This window comes from Ammoniphilus soli (assembly GCF_040813775.1).
The window spans coordinates 321,034-339,750 of the sequence record NZ_JBEGDL010000004.1 but is presented as its reverse complement, the minus strand read 5'-3'; the positions used below and the strand labels follow the sequence as shown (position 1 = coordinate 339,750).

The 18,717-nt window shown below is 44.4% G+C and carries 17 protein-coding genes; 16 read left to right on the top strand and 1 reads right to left on the bottom strand.

Annotated features, from left to right (window positions below):
- Nucleotides 1–373 precede the first annotated feature (373 nt).
- The 8 genes from fliD to ABLT31_RS11850 all read left to right on the top strand — a co-directional run bounded on the left by fliD (nucleotide 374) and on the right by ABLT31_RS11850 (nucleotide 7,141).
- Nucleotides 374–2,203 (top strand): flagellar filament capping protein FliD, encoded by a 1,830-nt coding sequence (gene fliD, locus ABLT31_RS11885; RefSeq protein WP_367751726.1) that lies wholly within the window; start codon nucleotides 374–376, stop codon nucleotides 2,201–2,203.
- Between the two features lie 28 nt (nucleotides 2,204–2,231).
- A complete protein-coding gene (locus tag ABLT31_RS11880) occupies nucleotides 2,232–2,603 on the top strand; it encodes a flagellar protein FlaG (RefSeq protein WP_367751725.1) in 372 nt (123 codons plus the stop codon).
- A gap of 30 nt (nucleotides 2,604–2,633) precedes the next feature.
- On the top strand, nucleotides 2,634–3,005 hold the full coding sequence (fliS, locus tag ABLT31_RS11875) for a flagellar export chaperone FliS (protein WP_367751724.1): 372 nt from the start codon (nucleotides 2,634–2,636) through the stop codon (nucleotides 3,003–3,005).
- Between the two features lie 10 nt (nucleotides 3,006–3,015).
- On the top strand, nucleotides 3,016–3,396 hold the full coding sequence (locus tag ABLT31_RS11870; RefSeq protein WP_367751723.1) for a flagellar protein FliT: 381 nt from the start codon (nucleotides 3,016–3,018) through the stop codon (nucleotides 3,394–3,396).
- A gap of 124 nt (nucleotides 3,397–3,520) precedes the next feature.
- Nucleotides 3,521–5,455, top strand: a complete 1,935-nt coding sequence (locus ABLT31_RS11865; RefSeq protein ID WP_367751722.1) for a hypothetical protein — start codon at nucleotides 3,521–3,523, stop codon at nucleotides 5,453–5,455.
- The gene (locus ABLT31_RS11860; protein ID WP_367751721.1) at nucleotides 5,452–5,826 is read left to right on the top strand and encodes an EscU/YscU/HrcU family type III secretion system export apparatus switch protein; all 375 of its coding nucleotides are present in this window, start codon (nucleotides 5,452–5,454) and stop codon (nucleotides 5,824–5,826) included. The genes ABLT31_RS11865 and ABLT31_RS11860 overlap by 4 nt, the downstream gene beginning before the upstream one ends.
- Nucleotides 5,819–6,292, top strand: a complete 474-nt coding sequence (locus ABLT31_RS11855) for a flagellar export chaperone FliS (RefSeq protein ID WP_367751720.1) — start codon at nucleotides 5,819–5,821, stop codon at nucleotides 6,290–6,292. The genes ABLT31_RS11860 and ABLT31_RS11855 overlap by 8 nt, the downstream gene beginning before the upstream one ends.
- Nucleotides 6,293–6,316: 24 nt before the next feature.
- Complete coding sequence (locus ABLT31_RS11850; protein WP_367751719.1) at nucleotides 6,317–7,141, top strand: flagellin N-terminal helical domain-containing protein; 825 nt, start codon at nucleotides 6,317–6,319, stop codon at nucleotides 7,139–7,141.
- A 113-nt stretch (nucleotides 7,142–7,254) separates the two neighbouring features.
- Here the strand turns inward: ABLT31_RS11850 and ABLT31_RS11845 are convergent, their stop codons facing one another.
- Entirely contained in the window at nucleotides 7,255–8,757 is a 1,503-nt protein-coding gene (locus tag ABLT31_RS11845) for an S-layer homology domain-containing protein (protein ID WP_367751718.1), read from the bottom strand.
- Between the two features lie 266 nt (nucleotides 8,758–9,023).
- Between ABLT31_RS11845 and cspD the strand changes: the two genes are divergently transcribed.
- From cspD to ABLT31_RS11805, 8 genes are all read left to right on the top strand, one after another.
- The gene (gene cspD / locus ABLT31_RS11840; protein ID WP_134703675.1) at nucleotides 9,024–9,221 is read left to right on the top strand and encodes a cold-shock protein CspD; all 198 of its coding nucleotides are present in this window, start codon (nucleotides 9,024–9,026) and stop codon (nucleotides 9,219–9,221) included.
- A gap of 261 nt (nucleotides 9,222–9,482) precedes the next feature.
- Nucleotides 9,483–10,037 carry a ribosome hibernation-promoting factor, HPF/YfiA family gene (hpf, locus tag ABLT31_RS11835; RefSeq protein ID WP_367751717.1) on the top strand — a complete coding sequence of 185 codons (555 nt, stop codon included), beginning with the start codon at nucleotides 9,483–9,485 and terminating at the stop codon, nucleotides 10,035–10,037.
- A 196-nt stretch (nucleotides 10,038–10,233) separates the two neighbouring features.
- Nucleotides 10,234–12,741 (top strand): preprotein translocase subunit SecA, encoded by a 2,508-nt coding sequence (gene secA, locus ABLT31_RS11830; RefSeq protein WP_367751716.1) that lies wholly within the window; start codon nucleotides 10,234–10,236, stop codon nucleotides 12,739–12,741.
- Nucleotides 12,741–13,851 (top strand): peptide chain release factor 2 gene (gene prfB, locus ABLT31_RS11825; protein WP_462976487.1). Its coding sequence is split into 2 segments (ribosomal slippage): nucleotides 12,741–12,818 and nucleotides 12,820–13,851, totalling 1,110 coding nucleotides; the frame shifts between segments, so codons are not numbered across the junction. The genes secA and prfB overlap by 1 nt, the downstream gene beginning before the upstream one ends.
- 350 nt (nucleotides 13,852–14,201) lie before the next feature.
- The gene (locus ABLT31_RS11820) at nucleotides 14,202–15,425 is read left to right on the top strand and encodes an acetate kinase (RefSeq protein ID WP_367751714.1); all 1,224 of its coding nucleotides are present in this window, start codon (nucleotides 14,202–14,204) and stop codon (nucleotides 15,423–15,425) included.
- Nucleotides 15,415–16,017: a phosphate propanoyltransferase gene (gene pduL, locus ABLT31_RS11815; protein ID WP_367751713.1), complete on the top strand. Its 603-nt coding sequence runs from the start codon at nucleotides 15,415–15,417 to the stop codon at nucleotides 16,015–16,017. The genes ABLT31_RS11820 and pduL overlap by 11 nt, the downstream gene beginning before the upstream one ends.
- Nucleotides 16,018–16,301: 284 nt before the next feature.
- Complete coding sequence (locus ABLT31_RS11810; RefSeq protein ID WP_367751712.1) at nucleotides 16,302–18,026, top strand: BMQ_0737 family morphogenetic spore coat protein; 1,725 nt, start codon at nucleotides 16,302–16,304, stop codon at nucleotides 18,024–18,026.
- Nucleotides 18,027–18,074: 48 nt separating this feature from the next.
- Nucleotides 18,075–18,716, top strand: a complete 642-nt coding sequence (locus ABLT31_RS11805) for a peptide chain release factor-like protein (RefSeq protein WP_367751711.1) — start codon at nucleotides 18,075–18,077, stop codon at nucleotides 18,714–18,716.
- Nucleotide 18,717 lies beyond the last annotated feature (1 nt).

Genomic DNA, 18,717 nt, shown 5'->3' with positions numbered 1-18,717 from the left:
TCTAGTTCAAATCCCCTTTTTCAAAATTTATAACCGTTTAATATTTATTTCTGATATGATCAACATTACTGATTGACTGGGAGAGAGTCTATAAGTGATAGATTGCAGAAAAAAATCTTTGGTTCAATTCCATCTGAGTGAATAAGCAACAATACAGGAGCTATTAGACACAAAAACGCAAATGGATTCATGGATTCGATATGCTGGAGACTAAACATACATGGTTGAGGATGGGGAGCTATCGTATCAAAGCAAAAGGTGAGTGAATGTAGACTTTCTCACCTTTTTCTTGTTTCCTTGAATGGGAGAAAACTAACAAACCTCATCATTCCATCCGATAACAGTAATAGAACTTCTTTCAGGAGGTGTTCGCATGCGAATTACAGGTCTTGTCTCCGGAATGGACACAGATACGCTGATAAGAGATTTGATGAAAGCTGAACGCGCGCCCGTTGATCGTCTGCAAGCCAAAAAAGTAACGCTGGGGTGGCAGCAAGATGCTTTTCGGTCGATCAATAGCAAATTTTTAGAACTTCGTACGATGATGCAAGACTTACGTTTTTCCGGTAACTTTAATAATAAGATGATCCTCTCTTCTTCCAACGAACAAGCACTAAAGGTTGAAGTGGGGGGCACGGTTCAAGCCGGTACGGTTGTGGTGGACCGAATCGATAGGCTGGCATCCTATGGATCTGTAACGAGCAACTCCGTAAATAATATCGTTAAATTAGAAGGTACGGCTTTAACCAGTCCTTTATCCGTGACAACTACAAACAATAGCTTTGTTATGGAACTGGGTGGTGTCGCCAAAACGATAACATTGGACATCCCGGAAGATGGATCGGCTTATACGATCGGGAATGATGGAACCTTAATAGGTCAGCTTCAACAGAAGATCGACCGGGTGTTCGGTGCAGGTAAGGTAAACGTAGCGTTCGATGCTACCAATGAAAAACTAAATTTTATCCCTTCTGGAACCACTGGATTTGAACCCCAACTACTGGTTAAGACTTCCGGATCGAGTACCCTGCTACAGGATTTGGGATTCACCAACAATCAAAGCTTTAAAATAGGTAAAACTACAACGATCGAAGAGCTGCAAAATCGGCTTGGAGCCGATACGTTTTCGATGACGGGTGATCAAGTATCCTTCGCTATCAATAATATCACGTTTACTGCGAATAAAACCGATACCATCGATTCCTTGATGAATCAAGTCAATAGCTCTGCTGCTGGCGTCACGATGAGCTTTGATGAGCAAAGCGGGAAATTCTCCTTTCGGACGAAAGCAACGGGAAGCAACTCGCAAATTAATTTTAGCGGCGATGACAACCTGTTTCTTCAAAAGATTGGGATTACGGGCACAAGTTACGCAGGGACGGATGCGGAGTTTACGATTAATGGCCTAACAACCCAAAGGAATTCCAATACCTTTACGATGGATGGGATAACGTATACCCTCCTGCAGACTACGACGTCGCCAATCAACGTATCGTCACGTCATGATACCGATGAGATCTTTAATAAGATTAAAGGCTTCGTCGATAAATACAATGAAATTGTGGCGGATGTAAGTACGAAATTAACCGAAAAAAAATATAGAGATTTTACGCCCCTAACCGACGAGCAGAAACATGAAATGAAAGAAAAGGAGATTGAGCTCTGGGAAGAAAAGGCGAAAAGCGGTCTTCTTAGAAATGACTCTATATTGTCATCTGCAAGGGATAGTATGAGGCAGTTATTGTCCCAACCGGTCGAAGGATTGAACGGTTTTAAGATTTTATCCGAGATAGGGATTACCACCTCTGCTAACTATCGAGATAACGGGAAATTGGTGATCGACGAAGGAAAGCTTCGAGAGGCTATCTCCAATAATCTGGATCAAGTCGTTTCCCTTTTTACGGCCAAAGGTGGATCCGCCAATCAAAATGGGATTGCCCAAAGGCTTTATGATAGCTTGAATACAACAATCGATAGAGTTAATAAAAAGGCGGGATTTGCTAATTCCTCCGTAAGTGTAGATAGCAGTCTTATCGGAAAGGATATCAGCCGCCTGACGACACAAATATTCAGCTGGGAACAAAAACTAATGACGAAAGAAGATCGTTACTACAAACAGTTTGCAGCAATGGAAAAAGCATTAAATAATATGAATTCCCAGAGTTCTTGGCTATTAACCCAGTTTGGTATGGGAATGCAATAGTTGAGGCTCTCGAGAGAGGAGGCCTAAGATGAATATTTTGGGATCCCAGGACGCTCGCCTGTCCTCTTCGGTTCAAAAGAGCCCCAGCTCAGCAGAGAAGGATACACGAACGGAAGAACGAGTAAAGCCCGTGGTTTCAGAAGAAGCGATAAAGACAAAGAAAGGCAAGGACATAGACGAAAAATCCGTCATTGAAGCCATTGAAAAAGCCAATAAAGCCTTAAAAGGAATGCAAACGAATCTGCAATTCTCGATCCATGAGAAAACGAAGCAAATTATGGTCAAAGTCATGAACTCGGAAACGAATGAAGTGATCCGAGAGCTGCCTCCGGAAAAAGTACTTGATATGGTAGCAAAAATGTGGGAAATTGCAGGACTCTTTGTTGATGAGAAGCGTTAAAGAAAGTAAAAAGGTAAGGGGAACGATGAAATGAGCGCGTTAGCACAACAACAATATCAGCAGAACCAAGTCAATACGGCATCGCCGGCAGAGTTAACACTGATGCTTTATAAAGGTGCCATTCGATTTATTAACGGAGCAAAGGCTGCCATCGATAAGGAAAATGTTGAAGAAGCCAACAACTATAATCAGAGAGCCCAAGCGATTATTCGCGAGTTACTCATCACTTTAAATATGGATATACCTCTTTCAAAAGATTTAGCTGCCATGTACGATTATATGATTCGACGTTTAATCGAAGCCAATATTAAAAAAGATAAAGCCATTTTGGAAGAAGTAACAGGCTATTGTGAAGAATTTGCCGTGACATGGGCCCAAGCGATGAAAATGGCTAAGAGATAGGGTGAATCCCGTGTATATACACGAAAAAAAGAGATTACTAGAATTGTACCTGGATCAAACGCTTCATTTAGAGAAGATTGTTCAATCTGGAGAATATGAAAGATTAGAAGTATTCCTTGGAAAAAGAGCAAGCATCATTGAACAGATTGATACTCTGGATGCTGCTTTTAGCCCCGCTGACATGGAAAGGGCGAGGCAGGAGCTTTTGCCCCTCCTTGCAGAAATGATTCGACACGAAGCCAGGGTCAAGGAACTCATGCAAATGAGCTTAGAGCAATTGAAAGCAGAAAGAAATCGAATGAATGCGGCAAAAAAAGTCAATCAAGTCTATCAAGCCCAAGGGTATTCCTATGATGGAGCCTTCTTCGATAAAAAAGTAAAGTTTGACTGAAGCCTCGGATACTTTGTTTTTCGAGGTTTTTTTCTTTCTCCTATGAATTTTCATCTCGAAAAACTGCAAAAGTGGGAAGTTATTTCCGATATATATCCTATAGAATTGATCGGAGGAATACCAGATGAATATCTCGGAGATCCGTGCTGGAGAACCGCTCCATGGGATAGGGAAAGGATTAGAAACGTCCCGGAAAGCGGTGTTAAGCCCCAATTATAGAGAAGCGGAAGATAAGGTTATAGAACGACTGCTGGCTGAATCGGGTGTCAAGCTTCCACCAGAAATTCGGCAGCTGCTCGGAGACATGTTGAAGCAAGGGGATGCAATGACCCGAGAGTTGATCCAAAACTTGAGCCAAATCCTTCAACAGGCGGAAGGGTCTATGGCGCAAAAAATAAATGTACTTCACATGCTGATCCAAAAACAGATCCCTATTACAGCGAAAAGCTTTGATGCTGTTTATCAGGCGATTCATGGGCCGAATATTGATCAACTGTTAAAGAAAGTCCTGCCTGAGGTTGATCCGAATGCACAACTGGCATCAAAAGGAGACGCATCCGTGCAGAAGCTTCTTCATTCCCTCACAGCCATTGTGTCATCATTAAAGGATCTATCTCATATCGATCGTCCCTTGATCACATCGATCATTCCAACGGTTAAAGAAGGTCTGGAAAATAGATCGTGGAACCCGAATCTAGAAAAGATGGCTCAGGAACTCGTTCAGGCGATGGACCGGGCCGAAGACAGGTTAGAGCATGCTGGTGAGGTTAATGCAAAATTAAATGAACTAAATCTTGCTGATTTAGGTTCCCGTTCTCTTATCCTTTCGGTAAAGGATAAAGCCCAGCAACTCCTAACGGCTCTTCAGCAAGAAGCGAACATGATGCCTCAGGTAGATGTGCTTTCTGCTCACTTTACCCGGATTTGGGAGCATATTCCCCAGCATTTAAGGCAAGTAGGAGAAGAATTTAGAGAAATTAAGCAGCAAGTGATAAAAAATGTGGAACGGATGTCCTTGTTTATTCAAAATAAGTTTCCTCAAGCGGAATCTTATGTGCAAAGAGTGATTGAACCAACTATCGAGATGATCAATAAGCTCGTGCAGAAAAATGAATTTGCCCTTTTTGCGGATATGGAGTTTGAATCGGATGTTTTAAAGTTAAGCGGCGAGCTTCAACGGGTGAAAGGTCTCCTTGATGAGGGAAATCAGGCAGAAGCCTTAAAGACGTTCCAGAAAATTAAATCGGATTTGGAAAAGCTTCATTGGCAGCCTTCTTATATCAAAATGGAACAAGCCATAACCAAGTTCACCCAAGAGGGATCCATGAGGAATCCATTGGCCTCTTATATCCAAGATTTCCAAAGTGAAACGTTGACAGGGCGAGGGGTGCAGGAAGCCATTCGTCACATGGGGTTGAACCATGAACGGGATACGGTAGATTTTCTTATTCGAAAAGAAGCAGGAGAGTTTTCGCTGTCTCAAGCGGAAGCTGTTTTAGAACTCGAGCAAGAACCCAGAAATATTAAGTCGATGCTTTTCCAGCAGGCAGAGCTGGATTCCTCACCACGGGTTCGTCAGGCAGCCGATCAGGCGCTGTCCCATTTGACGGGGCAGCAGCTGTTATCAAAACCGGAACAAGGTTCAAATAGCCAAACGTTTTTTCTTCAACTACCGGTCCCTTGGGAGCAAGGAATGCAGTCCGTCAAGCTGGAGATCCACTCCCGTTCCAAAGGGGAGAAGGTGGATTGGGAAAACTGTCAGCTTTTCTTTTATCTTGATACCCCGAGATTTGGTAAAACCGGCATTTCGGTTCGTGTAACGAACCGTGAGGTCACCTTAAAAATACAAAATGATCAGTCGGGGATCGAAGAGGCTTTCTCCCCGTATATCCCGCAAATGCGGGATAAGCTGAAGGAGTTGGGCTATCGAATTCAAGATGTACAGTTCGCGCCCGTGAATAAGGGGGCCCACCAAGAAGGACTATCTAAACGGGAATCACAAGCTTTGCCGAAATATCCTCCATACTCTTCGCAGAAAGGCTTGGATTTTACAGTATGATCTATAAACAGGTAAATCAAATCCCAAAAAAGAACCAACCTCCTCAGCATGCTGCTGTGATCCGGTATGATAAAGATCGGGACCGGGCCCCGGTTGTGGTGGCTCAAGGCAGTGGGGAAATCGCTCAAAAAATCATTCAGCAGGCCAAAAAGCATGACATTCCTCTGCAACAGGATGATATGCTGTTGGGCAGTTTGATTCAGCTCGATTTAGGCAACCAAATTCCACCGCAGCTCTATCATGTGGTCGCAGAAGTGCTCCTCATGGTGCGTCGAGCGAATGTAGGGGAAATGGAAGAGGAGAAACCATCTAAACAGCCTATTGCGCCATTGGAATGGAGAAGAGAGAAAGCGAGGGAACACTTTGAGTAAAACCGTTGATTTTGAACAGCTCGAATACCAAGATATTGTGGGACGTCCTGTCTTGATTACCTCCCTTCTATATAAGAAGTTACTCCAGCAGCTGGAACTATCGATACAGAAGATTCAAGAGAAAAGATTGGATGATGCCAACTATCACCTTCAGCTAAGCCAAGACATTGTAGAACGATTGGGGTTTGGCATTAAATACGAAGGCGGTATTATAGCGGATCAATTAGAGCTGATATATCACTATGTGTCAGATCGTATCCTCCAAGCGAATTTGAAGAAGGACAGTCAGATTATATTGGAGATACGGAATATCGTTTCCCAATTGGATGAAGGCTGGACGCAGGCGATGGAAAAGGAAGAGAAAGCTTGTCAACCTGTGAATTTAGCTTCCAGTCGAATGAATCCGTATCAACGAAGAGAACTAGAACAGGAAAAGCTAGACTATGAAATAGAAAAGCATAAGTAAAAAACGAGAGGATGTGTCTAAAGCATGCAAATCAATCATAATATTCAGGCCCTCATTGCTTATTCCAAATATAATACGAACCAGTCTCAAATGAGCAAAACCATGGAAAAGCTATCTACCGGTCTCCGCATCAATCGAGCAGCTGATGATGCGGCAGGCTTGGCCGTTTCGGAAAAGATGAGGGGGCAAATTAAAGGGCTACAGCAAGCGGAAAGAAATACGCTGGATGGAATTTCACTTATCCAAACAGCTGAAGGTGGAATGAACGAACTACATGATATCCTGCAACGGATGAGAGAATTGGCCGTGCAGGCTGCAAACGATACTTATACAGCTGATGATCGAAACGCAACACAGCTTGAAGTGAATGAATTGGTTCAGCAAATCGATCAGTTGGCTACATCGACTCATTATAATACTCAAAATCTATTGGATCAAACCGGCGGCAGAAGCGGCGTCTTTACTTTTCAAATCGGAGCCAACGGAGGACAAACAGTGGACCTCCCTCTACCCGATTTAAGATCAGCAACTCTAGGAGTCAACGCCCTGAACCTGAGCTCTCACCAAAACGCAACTTCAGCACTCCAGTCCATCGATGCCGCTATAGCTTCCGTTTCCAATGAAAGAACAAAGCTGGGAGCATTCCAGAATCGATTAGAAAAGCATCTAGGAATGATTGGTGGATCAACCGAGAACTTGACAGCTGCTGAGTCTCGCATACGCGATGCCAATATGGCCATGGAAATGACGGAGTTTACTAAGCTGAATATCATTAACCAATCTGCGCAGGCGATGCTGTCGCAGGCGAATCAGCTGCCTCAAGGGGTCTTGCAGTTGTTGAAATCTTAAGTTTAGGTATGATAGCCCCCTCTAGAAGCAATAGCTTTTAGAAGGGGCTATTGTTTATTCAAAGAAAAAAGCCCGACAGCAGTCAATCACCGTCAAGCCTAATAGAATGTCAATTACTTCCCAAACTGTTTGTTTTCAAGCATAATCTTATAAATCAATGCTCCTGCCTCTTCGAAAGTAAGAGGATCTTCAGGGTTAAACTGTTTAGTGCTGTCACCATTCATAATCTTTGCTTTCGACACGGCGAGTACATAGGGTTTAGCCCATGCGGATATGTCGGAATAATCATTATAATACTTCGCTAGATCCTTATCAGTTTTTGCTGCATCTTTCTCTGAATAAGTGGCTATTTTTAAATTTAGCGCCCTAGTAGCAAATACAGCAGCTTCCTCGCGTGATAAGTTATCACCAGCATTTAATTTTAGTTCTTCGGTAACAGCATCAACTGAACCTTGAACCAACCCGTTTGTGATAGCCGCCATTAGATATCCAGATTCCTTATACGTTGATGAAGTAACTGTCACGTCTGAAAAATGTCCATTGTAAGGTAATGGAGCCCAGTTCATGGATTTAGCCAACATGACTGTATAATCGAACCGATTAATTGGGTCTTCCAAATCATCTCTTAATTTTGAACCAGTGCCATTTGCTGTTATTATTCCTTTATACGCAAGGGCCATTAGAGCTGGCCGGGCCCAATCGCTTAAATCGCTATACGTTTTAGAATTGGAGACCACCGAGTAATTCCCAAATTCAGAAATAGGGGCTGTGATGGTTTGCTTTTTTGTATCAACGATTCCGCCAATTGGCGTCCATTTGCTGTCTTTATATTGAACAACGGAAACATTATAAAGGGATACGTCGCTGCTTACATTCCCGATTTTTCGTAGAACGTCCTGATAGCCATAAGATAACGTGATATATCCAGGAGCAGATAGCATAGCGTCTGAAGTAGCGTCACCATCACTGGTTACTATGTAATTTGGACTGAGGAAGGTTTTTCCGTCATTCAGACTTCCATTGGCATTGAGTTCTTTTTCCCCTTCTTCTACTTCAAATACAAGTGTTTGATTAGGGGCCATTGTGGAGTCCGATGTAGTAATATAAGCATTTTTAGGAAACTGCACATATACATTTCCGGAAAAAGCTTCAACCTTCTTGCCGCCTACAAAATCCGTTTGATATCTAGCACCAATAATGGGGTTATTCAAATAATTGACTTCCAGGTTGAACTTATCTATTTTCGTATTTTCTTGATCGTCCACATTAACTTCAACTTCAATAGCAATTTTACTTTTACCAGGCTTATCAACGAGATAATCCTCAATTGTGTAACTTCCTGATGAATCACCCAGATCCTGTGTATTCCCTTCATGATCAATGTAAGAAACGCGGATGATTTCTCCATTGGATGGATCGTCGAGATCAAATTCCAAGTCAAATTTGTTAGAAACTACATTAATGACATTAGTTCCAAAGTCCATTTCATTAGCACTTACCGATAAGGAAACCCCACTTTTACTGCTTAGACTTACTCCCTCAGCAGCACTGACCCCACCAAAACCGGGTAAGATAAGAGCTGTACTGAGAGTGACAGCCAGTAATTTTTTCCACATCTGTTACTCTCCTCCTTAGATGATAATTAAAATATCTATGTTTCTATATATCGGCAATTCTGGGATAAACCTTAATACTTTTTATCTAATTTTGTTGTAATTTGTAGTAAAAAAGTTTCGTACTTTTTGTTCCGATTCTAATAATTGACAATGCCACCAACCCCATGATATTATTGCTCTAATGGATTACACTCAAATTGGACATACTAATTACGGGACGGTTTGAAGTGCCCATTAAGTTTACATTTGAAGGGAAGTAAGAGCACATGCAAGGAAAAGTTAAATGGTTCAATGCAGAAAAAGGTTTTGGATTTATCGAGAGAGACGGTGGAGATGACGTATTCGTACATTTCTCCGCAATCACAGGAGATGGCTTCAAGACTCTTGAAGAAGGCCAATCCGTTGAGTTCGACATCGTTGAAGGCGCTCGTGGACCACAAGCTGCTAACGTTGTAAAACTATAACGCCAAACACATAAAGTCCTTGGATGATTCCAGGGACTTTTTACCTTAATAGATCGACCTTGAAAAAGCTTCATCAAAACATGGATTGCATTCAGCCGGACTGTTTTGATTGAAGCTTTTTCTCTGTTTACCCATACATAAAAATTGGCAGGATCTGTTCACAAATATTTCATCAAAGTTGATTAATTTCTGGCGAAATGTGGAAGGATTTTGATGTAAGATGGAGAAGTTAGTAAGTACACGAAAGGAGGAGTTGCATTTATGAGATACAACATACGTGGAGAGAACATTGAAGTAACACCAGCCTTAAGAGAATATGTAGAGAAAAAGGTAGGTCGCTTAGAGAAATATTTTGATGATATTTCTCCATCCACTGAAGCTCATGTAACTCTAAGGGTTTTACGCGGCGAACATACGATTGAGGTAACGATTCCAATGCCAGGAGTCATCCTTCGTGCAGAAGATACACATACCGATATGTATGCGGCTACTGACTTGGTTGTGGAGAAGTTAGAAAGACAAATCCGCAAGCACAAGACAAAAGTGAACCGCAAGTTCCGCCAGGAAGGCAGCTTGAAGACTTTGTTTGCAGAGCCGGTGAACGGAGCTGCAGAGGAAGAGGAAGAAAGCAAGATTGAGATCGTCCGCAACAAGCGTTTCGCGATGAAGCCCATGGATGCGGAAGAAGCTGTTCTTCAAATGGATATGTTAGGCCACAATTTCTTCGTCTTCGCCAACACTGACAACGAGGGACTAAGCGTTGTATATAAGCGAAAAGATGGACGTTACGGTTTGATTGAGCCGGAATTAGAATAAATGGTAAAAAAGATCTCCTTCCTTTGAGGGAGATCTTTTTATCATATCCTTTAACTGGAAAAGATTCCCGCAACTTTCTTACGCCTCACTACGTATATAGAGAATAATACCACGGAACATTTCTTGTCTTGCAACTGCATTTACAGTACAATTAATTGTTAGGATAAGTTTTTTATTTGGAAGGAGATATCTCCCTATGCTAGGAATGGTGAAGAAGCTTTTTGGCTCTTCGGATGAGCGTGAAATTAAGAAGCTCTTTAAGCGCGTAGAAGTGATTAATGGCTTAGAGCCTGAGATACAGCAATTAACAGATGAGCAGTTAAAAGCCAAAACTGAGGAATTTAAAGGTCGCCTGCAGAACGGGGAGTCCTTAGATGATATTCTTCCCGAAGCGTTTGCGGTCGTTCGTGAAGCGTCCAAACGCGTGCTAGGCATGCGCCATTATGATGTGCAGCTGATCGGGGGAATGGTGCTTCATGACGGGCGTATTGCCGAGATGAAGACGGGCGAGGGAAAAACCCTCGTATCAACGCTGCCTACTTATTTGAATGCCCTAACGGGACGTGGTGTCCACGTGATTACGGTGAATGAATATCTTGCTGCTCGTGATGCAGCGGAGATGGGCCAACTTCATAATTTTCTAGGACTGACTGTAGGGCTTAACCGCTCAGGCATGAGTCCCGACGAAAAGCGAGAAGCCTACAATTGCGATATTACCTATGGAACCAATAATGAGTTTGGTTTCGACTATTTGCGCGACAATATGGTGCTTTATAAGGAGCATATGGTTCAGCGTGACTTGTATCATGCGATCGTCGATGAGGTAGACTCCAACTTGATAGATGAGGCGAGAACGCCGCTGATCATTTCAGGACAAGCGCAGAAGTCTACGGATTTGTATTATGTGGCCGCTCGTTTTGTGAAGATGTTAAAGGATGAAGAGCATTTTGCTATAGATGAAAAGACACGCGGGATCACGTTGACGGATGAAGGGGTTTCCCGGATCGAGAAGGCGTTTAATATTGATAACCTATATGATGCTCAACACATGCTGTTGAACCACCATATCCAAAACGCTTTGCGTGCGGAATATATTATGAAACGAGACGCCGATTACGTCGTGCAAGAGGGTGAAATCATCATCGTCGATGAATTTACTGGGCGGATGATGCAGGGGCGTCGCTACAGCGATGGCTTGCACCAAGCGATCGAGGCGAAGGAAGGCTTGAAGGTTCAAAACGAAAGCATGACCCTAGCTACCATTACGCTGCAAAACTACTTCCGGATGTACGAGAAGCTGTCCGGTATGACGGGAACAGCGAAGACGGAAGAAGAAGAATTTAAGAAAATCTATGGGATGGACGTTGTCATCATTCCTACGAACCGGCCGGTTCAGCGGATCGATATGCCGGATATGATCTATAAATCGGAAGCCGCCAAGTATCGCAATGCGGTGGATGAGATTGTGAAGCGCCACAAGACAGGGCAGCCGATTCTGGTAGGGACGACCACCATTGATAAATCCGAATTGCTTTCTGCCATGCTGAAGAAAAAGGGAGTTCCCCATACCGTCTTGAATGCGAAGCATCACGAGAAGGAAGCGGATATCGTTGCTCGTGCCGGGCAAAAAGGCGCGGTCACGATCGCGACCAACATGGCCGGACGGGGGACGGATATTAAATTGGGACCTGGTGTGCATGAATTAGGGGGACTTCATATTCTGGGCACGGAGCGCCACGAAAGCCGCCGCATCGATAACCAGCTTCGCGGTCGCGCAGGGCGTCAAGGGGATCCGGGCTCTTCTCAGTTCTATCTTTCTTTGGAAGATGAGTTGATGCGCCGTTTCGGTTCTGAGAATATCATGAATATGATGGATCGCTTGGGTATGGAAGAGGATGTGCCGATTGAAAGCCGCATGGTTTCTCGCGCCATCGAATCTGCCCAGAAACGCGTGGAAGGCAGTAACTTTGATGTGCGCCGCGTCGTCCTTCAATATGACGATGTGATGAACCAGCAGCGTTCGGTGATTTACAAGCAGCGCCGGGAAGTGTTAGAGAGCAACGATCTTCGTGAAATTGTGGTGAAGATGATCTACTCTCACATGAACCGACTTGTCGAAATGTTTTGCCCAGCCAGCGAGGTTCCTGAGGAATGGAATCTGGAAGGGCTTCTTGAGCAGGCTCATGCTACGTTCTTGACCGAAGGGGCAATGACGGTTAAAGATATTAAGGGTATGGAAGTGGAAGAAATTACCGAGAAGTTCAAGGAAGTTATCGATCGTATCTATGAGGAGCGGGAAGCTCTCATGGGGCCTGAAAACATGCGTGAATTTGAGAAAGTGGTTCTTCTTCGTTCCGTAGACAGCAAGTGGCTGGATCATATCGATGCGATGGATCAGCTTCGCCAAGGGATTCACCTGCGGGCGTACGCTCAGACCGATCCGCTTCGCGAGTATCAGTTTGAAGGCTTTGAAATGTTCAATGACATGATTGCTCGCATTGAGGAGGAAGTGTCGACATATATCATCAAAGCCCAAGTTACGACGAACAACCTGGAGCGCCAGGAAGTGATTAAGGGCCAGGCGGTCAATCCAAAGGATGAGAAGCCGAAGACGGTAGTACGCAGCGAAGAAGATAAGATCGGCCGCAACGATCCCTGCTTCTGCGGAAGCGGGAAGAAATACAAGAACTGCCATGGGGAGTGATGGAAGTGGAAGTATCTGAAGTACGAAACGAGCTATCCATCCTAGCTAAAAAGCTGAGTGATATTAGGGGGTCTCTTTGACCTGGATTATAAGACCGAGCGGATTGCCGAGTTGGAAGAAAAAATGGCTAATCCGACCTTTTGGGATGATAATGAAGCGGCTCAGAAGGTCATCAACGAAGTCAATGCGCTGAAGGAGTCCGTTACGAAGGTAACGGAGCTGAACAGTGCACACGAGGACCTTCAGGTGATGCTAGAGCTGATGATTGAGGAAAAGGATGAATCTTTGCTGCCTGATTTAGTGGATGGGGTCAAGTTGCTGATCAAGGATGTAAATGATTTTGAGCTTCAATTATTGCTCAGCGGGCCGCATGACAAAAACAGCGCGATCCTGGAACTGCATCCAGGGGCAGGCGGTACGGAGTCGCAAGACTGGGCGGAAATGCTGTTACGCATGTATACCCGCTGGTCCGAGCGTCAGGGGTATAAGGTGGAAACCTTGGATTACCTTCCAGGGGATGAAGCTGGGGTCAAAAGCGTAACCTTATTGATCAAGGGCTATAATGCCTATGGCTACCTGAAGTCGGAGAAGGGGGTGCACCGCTTGGTGCGCATCTCTCCTTTTGACTCGTCCGGCCGCCGTCACACCTCCTTCGTTTCATGTTCTGTAGTACCTGAGCTCGAGGATGATATGGATGTGGATATCCGTACCGAAGATCTGAAGATTGATACCTACCGTGCTAGTGGAGCAGGGGGTCAGCATATTAATACTACGGACTCTGCTGTTCGTATTACGCATATCCCAACCGGCGTCGTGGTAACGTGTCAGTCGGAGCGCTCGCAGATTAAGAATCGGGAACGGGCGATGAAAATCCTAAAAGGGCGCTTATATGAGAAAAAGATCGAGGAGCAGGAAGCGGAGCTAGCGAAGATCCGCGGAGAGCAAAAGGAAATCGGCTGGGGCAGCCAGATCCGCTCCTATGTCTTCCATCCCTACAGCATGGTGAAAGACCATCGTACGGGAGAGGAAACCGGGAACGTGCAGGCTGTAATGGATGGAGAGATTAGTCCGTTTATCAATGCCTTTTTGAGAAAGCAGATGAATGGATAGACAAAAAACCTAATGGAAAACCATTTAAAATAACAGGGTGGCAACATATTAGATATCTAATATGTTGCCACCCTGTTTTGTTTAAAACTAGTTCGCACAACTAAAGCTTGACGTCATCGAAGTTTTCTAAGTGAGCTGTTCGATTCCTGAGGGTTATCCTGTTTTTCAAGTTGTTAAGGTTGTGTTACGAGTTGTTCATATCGTAAAGTGAAGGTTTTTGGCTTCGATGGAAACGTTATATTAAAAGAAAATATAAACTGTTTTTCAAAGCCTTCAAAAAAATAATACAATCGAGTACAATCGGATTTGCAGAACATTGTCGAAATGAATCGAAAAAGAGGGTTGTCATCATGCCTATAATATTATCTGTAAACAGTGGAAGTTCATCTTTAAAATACCAATTAATTGATATGCCTTCAGAACATGTGGTGGCAAAAGGAGTTATTGAACGTATTGGCATGGGCGATTCCATCCATACGTATAAAAGGAAGGATGTAAAAGTTGAAGTGACAGAAGGGATTGCCGATCATGAGGCGGCAGTCAATCAGCTTCTTAAGATGGTACGGCATGCGCAGCATGGTGCCATTCAATCATTAGGGGAAATACAGGCAGTCGGTCATCGGGTGGTTCATGGCGGAGAGCAATTTTCTAATTCTGTATTAATCACGGATGAGGTATTAAGGCAACTGAATGCTTGTATTGAACTGGCGCCTCTGCACAATCCAGCCAATATAACAGGGATCCAGGTGTTTCAGAAGCTATTGCCTTCCGTCCCGCATGTGGCTGTATTTGATACGGCGTTTCACCAAAGCTTACCAAAGAAAACCTATCTTTATAGTTTACCTTATGAATACTATGAAAAGTTCGGAATTCGCAAATATGGATTCCACGGCACCTCTCACCGCTTTGTCACGAAGCGTGCAGCTGAAATCATGGGGCGCCCGCTAGAAGAATTGCGGCTGATTAGCTGTCACTTAGGAAACGGGTCAAGTATTTCAGCTGTCCAGGAAGGTAAATCGATGGACACGTCGATGGGATTTACACCATTGGCAGGAATAACGATGGGTACGCGATGCGGCGATATCGATCCGGCTATTCTTCCTTTCTTAATGGAAAAGCTCGGTCAGTCGGAGAAAGCGGTCCTTGATATTCTCAATAAAAAAAGCGGATTGCTCGCCCTATCTGGCGTATCCAGTGATTTAAGAGATATCGAAGAGGCTGCGCAGAAAGGAAATGACCGCGCGAAGCTGGCTATCGATGTTTTTGTGGAAAGAATTCGTAAATACATCGGAAGCTATGCCGTTCAAATGAATGGAGTAGACGCGATTATCTTCACTGCAGGAATCGGCGAGAACAGTCAGCTGATTCGCTCCCTAATCCTGGAAAATTTTGAGTGGATGGGAGTCTATTTTGATCCTGCGCAAAATCAAGTGCGCGGAGAAGAACGAGAAATAACGTTTGCGCATTCACCGGTAAAAGCTTTCATTATTCCTACAGATGAAGAAGTCATGATTGCAAGAGACACGATGAGTATATCTGGATTAAAGGAGGCGGACTTGGTTTATGTCGTCTAAGATCATTCCTATTGGCATTTCAAATCGGCACATTCATTTAAGTCAACAAGATCTATTTGCTCTCTTTGGTGAGAACTATGAATTGACAAACTTGAAGGATTTGTCCCAGCCCGGTGAGTTTGCTGCCGAGGAAACGGTAACGATCATCGGACCAAAGGGGCAAATATCAAAAGTTCGCGTTTTAGGACCTGTCCGCAAGGCTACACAGCTTGAAATTTCCAAGACAGACTCCATCCTGCTCGGCATTTCAGCACCTATTCGCATGTCGGGCGATCTAATAGGGACACCAGGGATTGAAATTATAGGCCCTAAGGGTAGCATTAAACTAAACCAGGGTGTTATTATCGCCAAACGCCATATTCATATGTCACCGAAAGATGCAAGGATCTTTGGAGTAAAGGACCGAGAGGTAGTATGGGTAAAAACTTCGGGAGAACGAGCTTTAATCTTTGATCAAGTGGTGATCAGAGTAAGTGAGAAATTTCATCTGGAAATGCATCTGGATATCGATGAAGCTAACGCTGCCGGACTGCGAAATGGGGACAGAGTAGAGCTGCTTCCTCTAAAATTACGGGAGCTTCAGCTTGCCTAGCTTTTCCTGCATGGAAAAACAGAGGATAAATAGTGAACTTAGGAGGGGGTGTCTCAGCTTGATTGAAACGCTCCTTTTTTCTTTTACTCTCACCTTCACCTTCCAAAATCTGCTCATTCGATTATAGATGGAAAGTCTGGCAGATGGGATTTTCTATTTTAAGTAGAGTCCCCTGAAAATAGGCTTATGTTTTAGATCAACCGCCAATGTAAGACATAACTTAGTAGTATATTTTTAGGGAAATATGGATAAATCGTATACTATTCGATAGGAGGCTCACAAGTTTGGCAACTTTCACAGTTTCTCCAGGGGATTCCATTCAAGCAGCTGTAAATGCTGCAAGTCCCGGTGACACGATAATCGTGGAGGCCGGCACGTACAACCAGCAGGTAATCATTGACAAGTCCCTTACACTATTGGGCGCTCAGCAAGGTGTGGATGCTCGGACCCGAACGGGGGCAGATGAATCTATTGTCACGTTTGTAGCTGGAGGCGGAAATGGAATATTCATTGTCAATGCGGATAATGTGGTGATTGACGGATTTACAATCGAGGGCAATACGGGAGGCTCAGGTATTCAAACGAGTCCAACTTTCTCCGGTTACGGAATCTACAATAACATCATTCAGGACAATCGAATGGGAATTCATTTGCTTTCCGACGGCACCATTGCATCGGAGGTGCAGTTTAACTTTTTCGCCCGCAACGTTGATTTTGCAGGAATTTATTCTGATCAGCAGGGCGCAAGCAATGTCGTCATCCGCGATAATCTGTTCCGGGGCCACGATCCGAATGTCGCTTCGGTTAATTTTGCACAAAACGCATCAAACATCCTCATTGAAAACAATGATATTAACGACAGTTCTATTGCAGTCATAGAATCAGAAGATGTTACGATTAGGGGGAATCAGCTGATCGGTATCCCGGCAAGCGCCATTTTTATTTCGGGCGGCACGAACAATATTTCCATCCTGGAGAACATCATTTATGATAACAATCGCGGGATTAACATTAATATCATTTTCTCCCAGTCACCAAATACAAACATAACAATTCATCAAAACTGTATTCAAGGGAATGATATCGGTCTCTATATGCAGGAAAACAGTTATATTGGTGTGCTGGACGCTACCAACAACTGGTGGGGAGATCCTAGTGGGCCTTCTGGTGAGGGACCTGGGACCGGGGATTCCATCATTGATGAAAATTTGTTAGGGGAGGTTTTATTTGATCCTTGGCTTCTTGTAAATCCTTGCCTGCCCCCGGAACCTAATCCATCCCCCACTCCTGAACCGCTCCAGGCCGAATGCATCCGCGTACAGAAAGTTTTCGATTGGGTTTATCTGACAAACCGGTACCAAAATAAAATACAATTCTCGGAGGCTTGCCGGCCAATCATCGAAGAAAGATTGGCATTGGGCCATCGGCTGGTAGCCCAGTGCAGCACGAATCCTGATCAATTCCTCCCTGTGTTCCCCTTATTGCCAAAGCCTCAACCGACCCCGACGCCTATCGTGTGCCCCGGAGCCCGCTGCGACTTTGATGTGGAAGCGGCGACTGAAGTTCGATGCATCGCTCCGGATGGAACCAATGTCATGCTGCAAGCCATCCCGTTCCTGTTTACGGTTTGTGTAAGAGTGGATTTGCACGATGTGAATGCAGGAAATGAAATTATATGCAGCGAGAATGTATTTGTCCAATTTGACGAAGAAGTGGCCCTATGTTGGCAAAGAGGACTGAATATACAGTGCCGGATTCTTGATGTTCTCTGTAATGCTTCCTTCCGTCAAGCTGGTGCCGGCGCATTCATGGAACCCGGAATTTTCTTGACGGTAAATGTATGCAAAGAAATCCAGGTAGAGGCAGAAGTCAAGCTCGAATTATTCGCTCGCTTCTGTCAGCCCCGTCGTGCGGTTGATTGTCAATTTGCACCGGTTGAGGCTAGTTGCCCTCCTCTTCCAAGCAATCTCTTCCCAGTGCAATGCCCGACCATTTTTCCTGTCCGATAAAAAAGCTAAGGGGCGTTCCCATTCGAAGAGGGCGCCCCTTTTTTGATAATGAAGCGGCTCAGAAGTGAGGCTGGGGTCAAAAGCGTGACTTTATTGATCAAGGGCTATAATGCCTATGGTTATTTGAAGTCGGAGAAGGGAGTGCACCGCTTGGTGCGCATCTCTACTTTTGACTCTTCCGGCCGCCGCCATACCTCCTTCGTTTCATGTTCTGTAGTACCTGAGCTCGAGGATGATATGGATGTGGATATCCGTACCGAAGATCTTAAGATTGATACCTACCGTGCTAGTGGAGCAGGGGTTCAGCATATCAACACCACCGACTCGGCCGTGCGCATTACGCATATCCCTACAGGAGTCGTGGTGACGTGTCAGTCGGAGCGATCGCAGATTAAAAATCGGGAAAAAGCGATGAAAATTCTAAAAGGTCGCTTGTATGAGAAAAAGATCGAAGAGCAGGAAGCGGAGCTAGCGAAGATCCGCGGAGAGCAAAAGGAAATCTGCTGGGGCAGCCAAATCCGCTCCTATGTCTTCCATCCCTACAGCATGGTGAAAGAACACCGCACGGGAGAAGAAACCGGGAACGTGGAGGCTGTAATGGATGGAGAGATTAGTCCGTTTATTAATGCCTTTTTGAGAAAGCAGATGAATGGATCAAAAAAGGAAGCTCGCGGGAGCTTCCTTTTTTGAT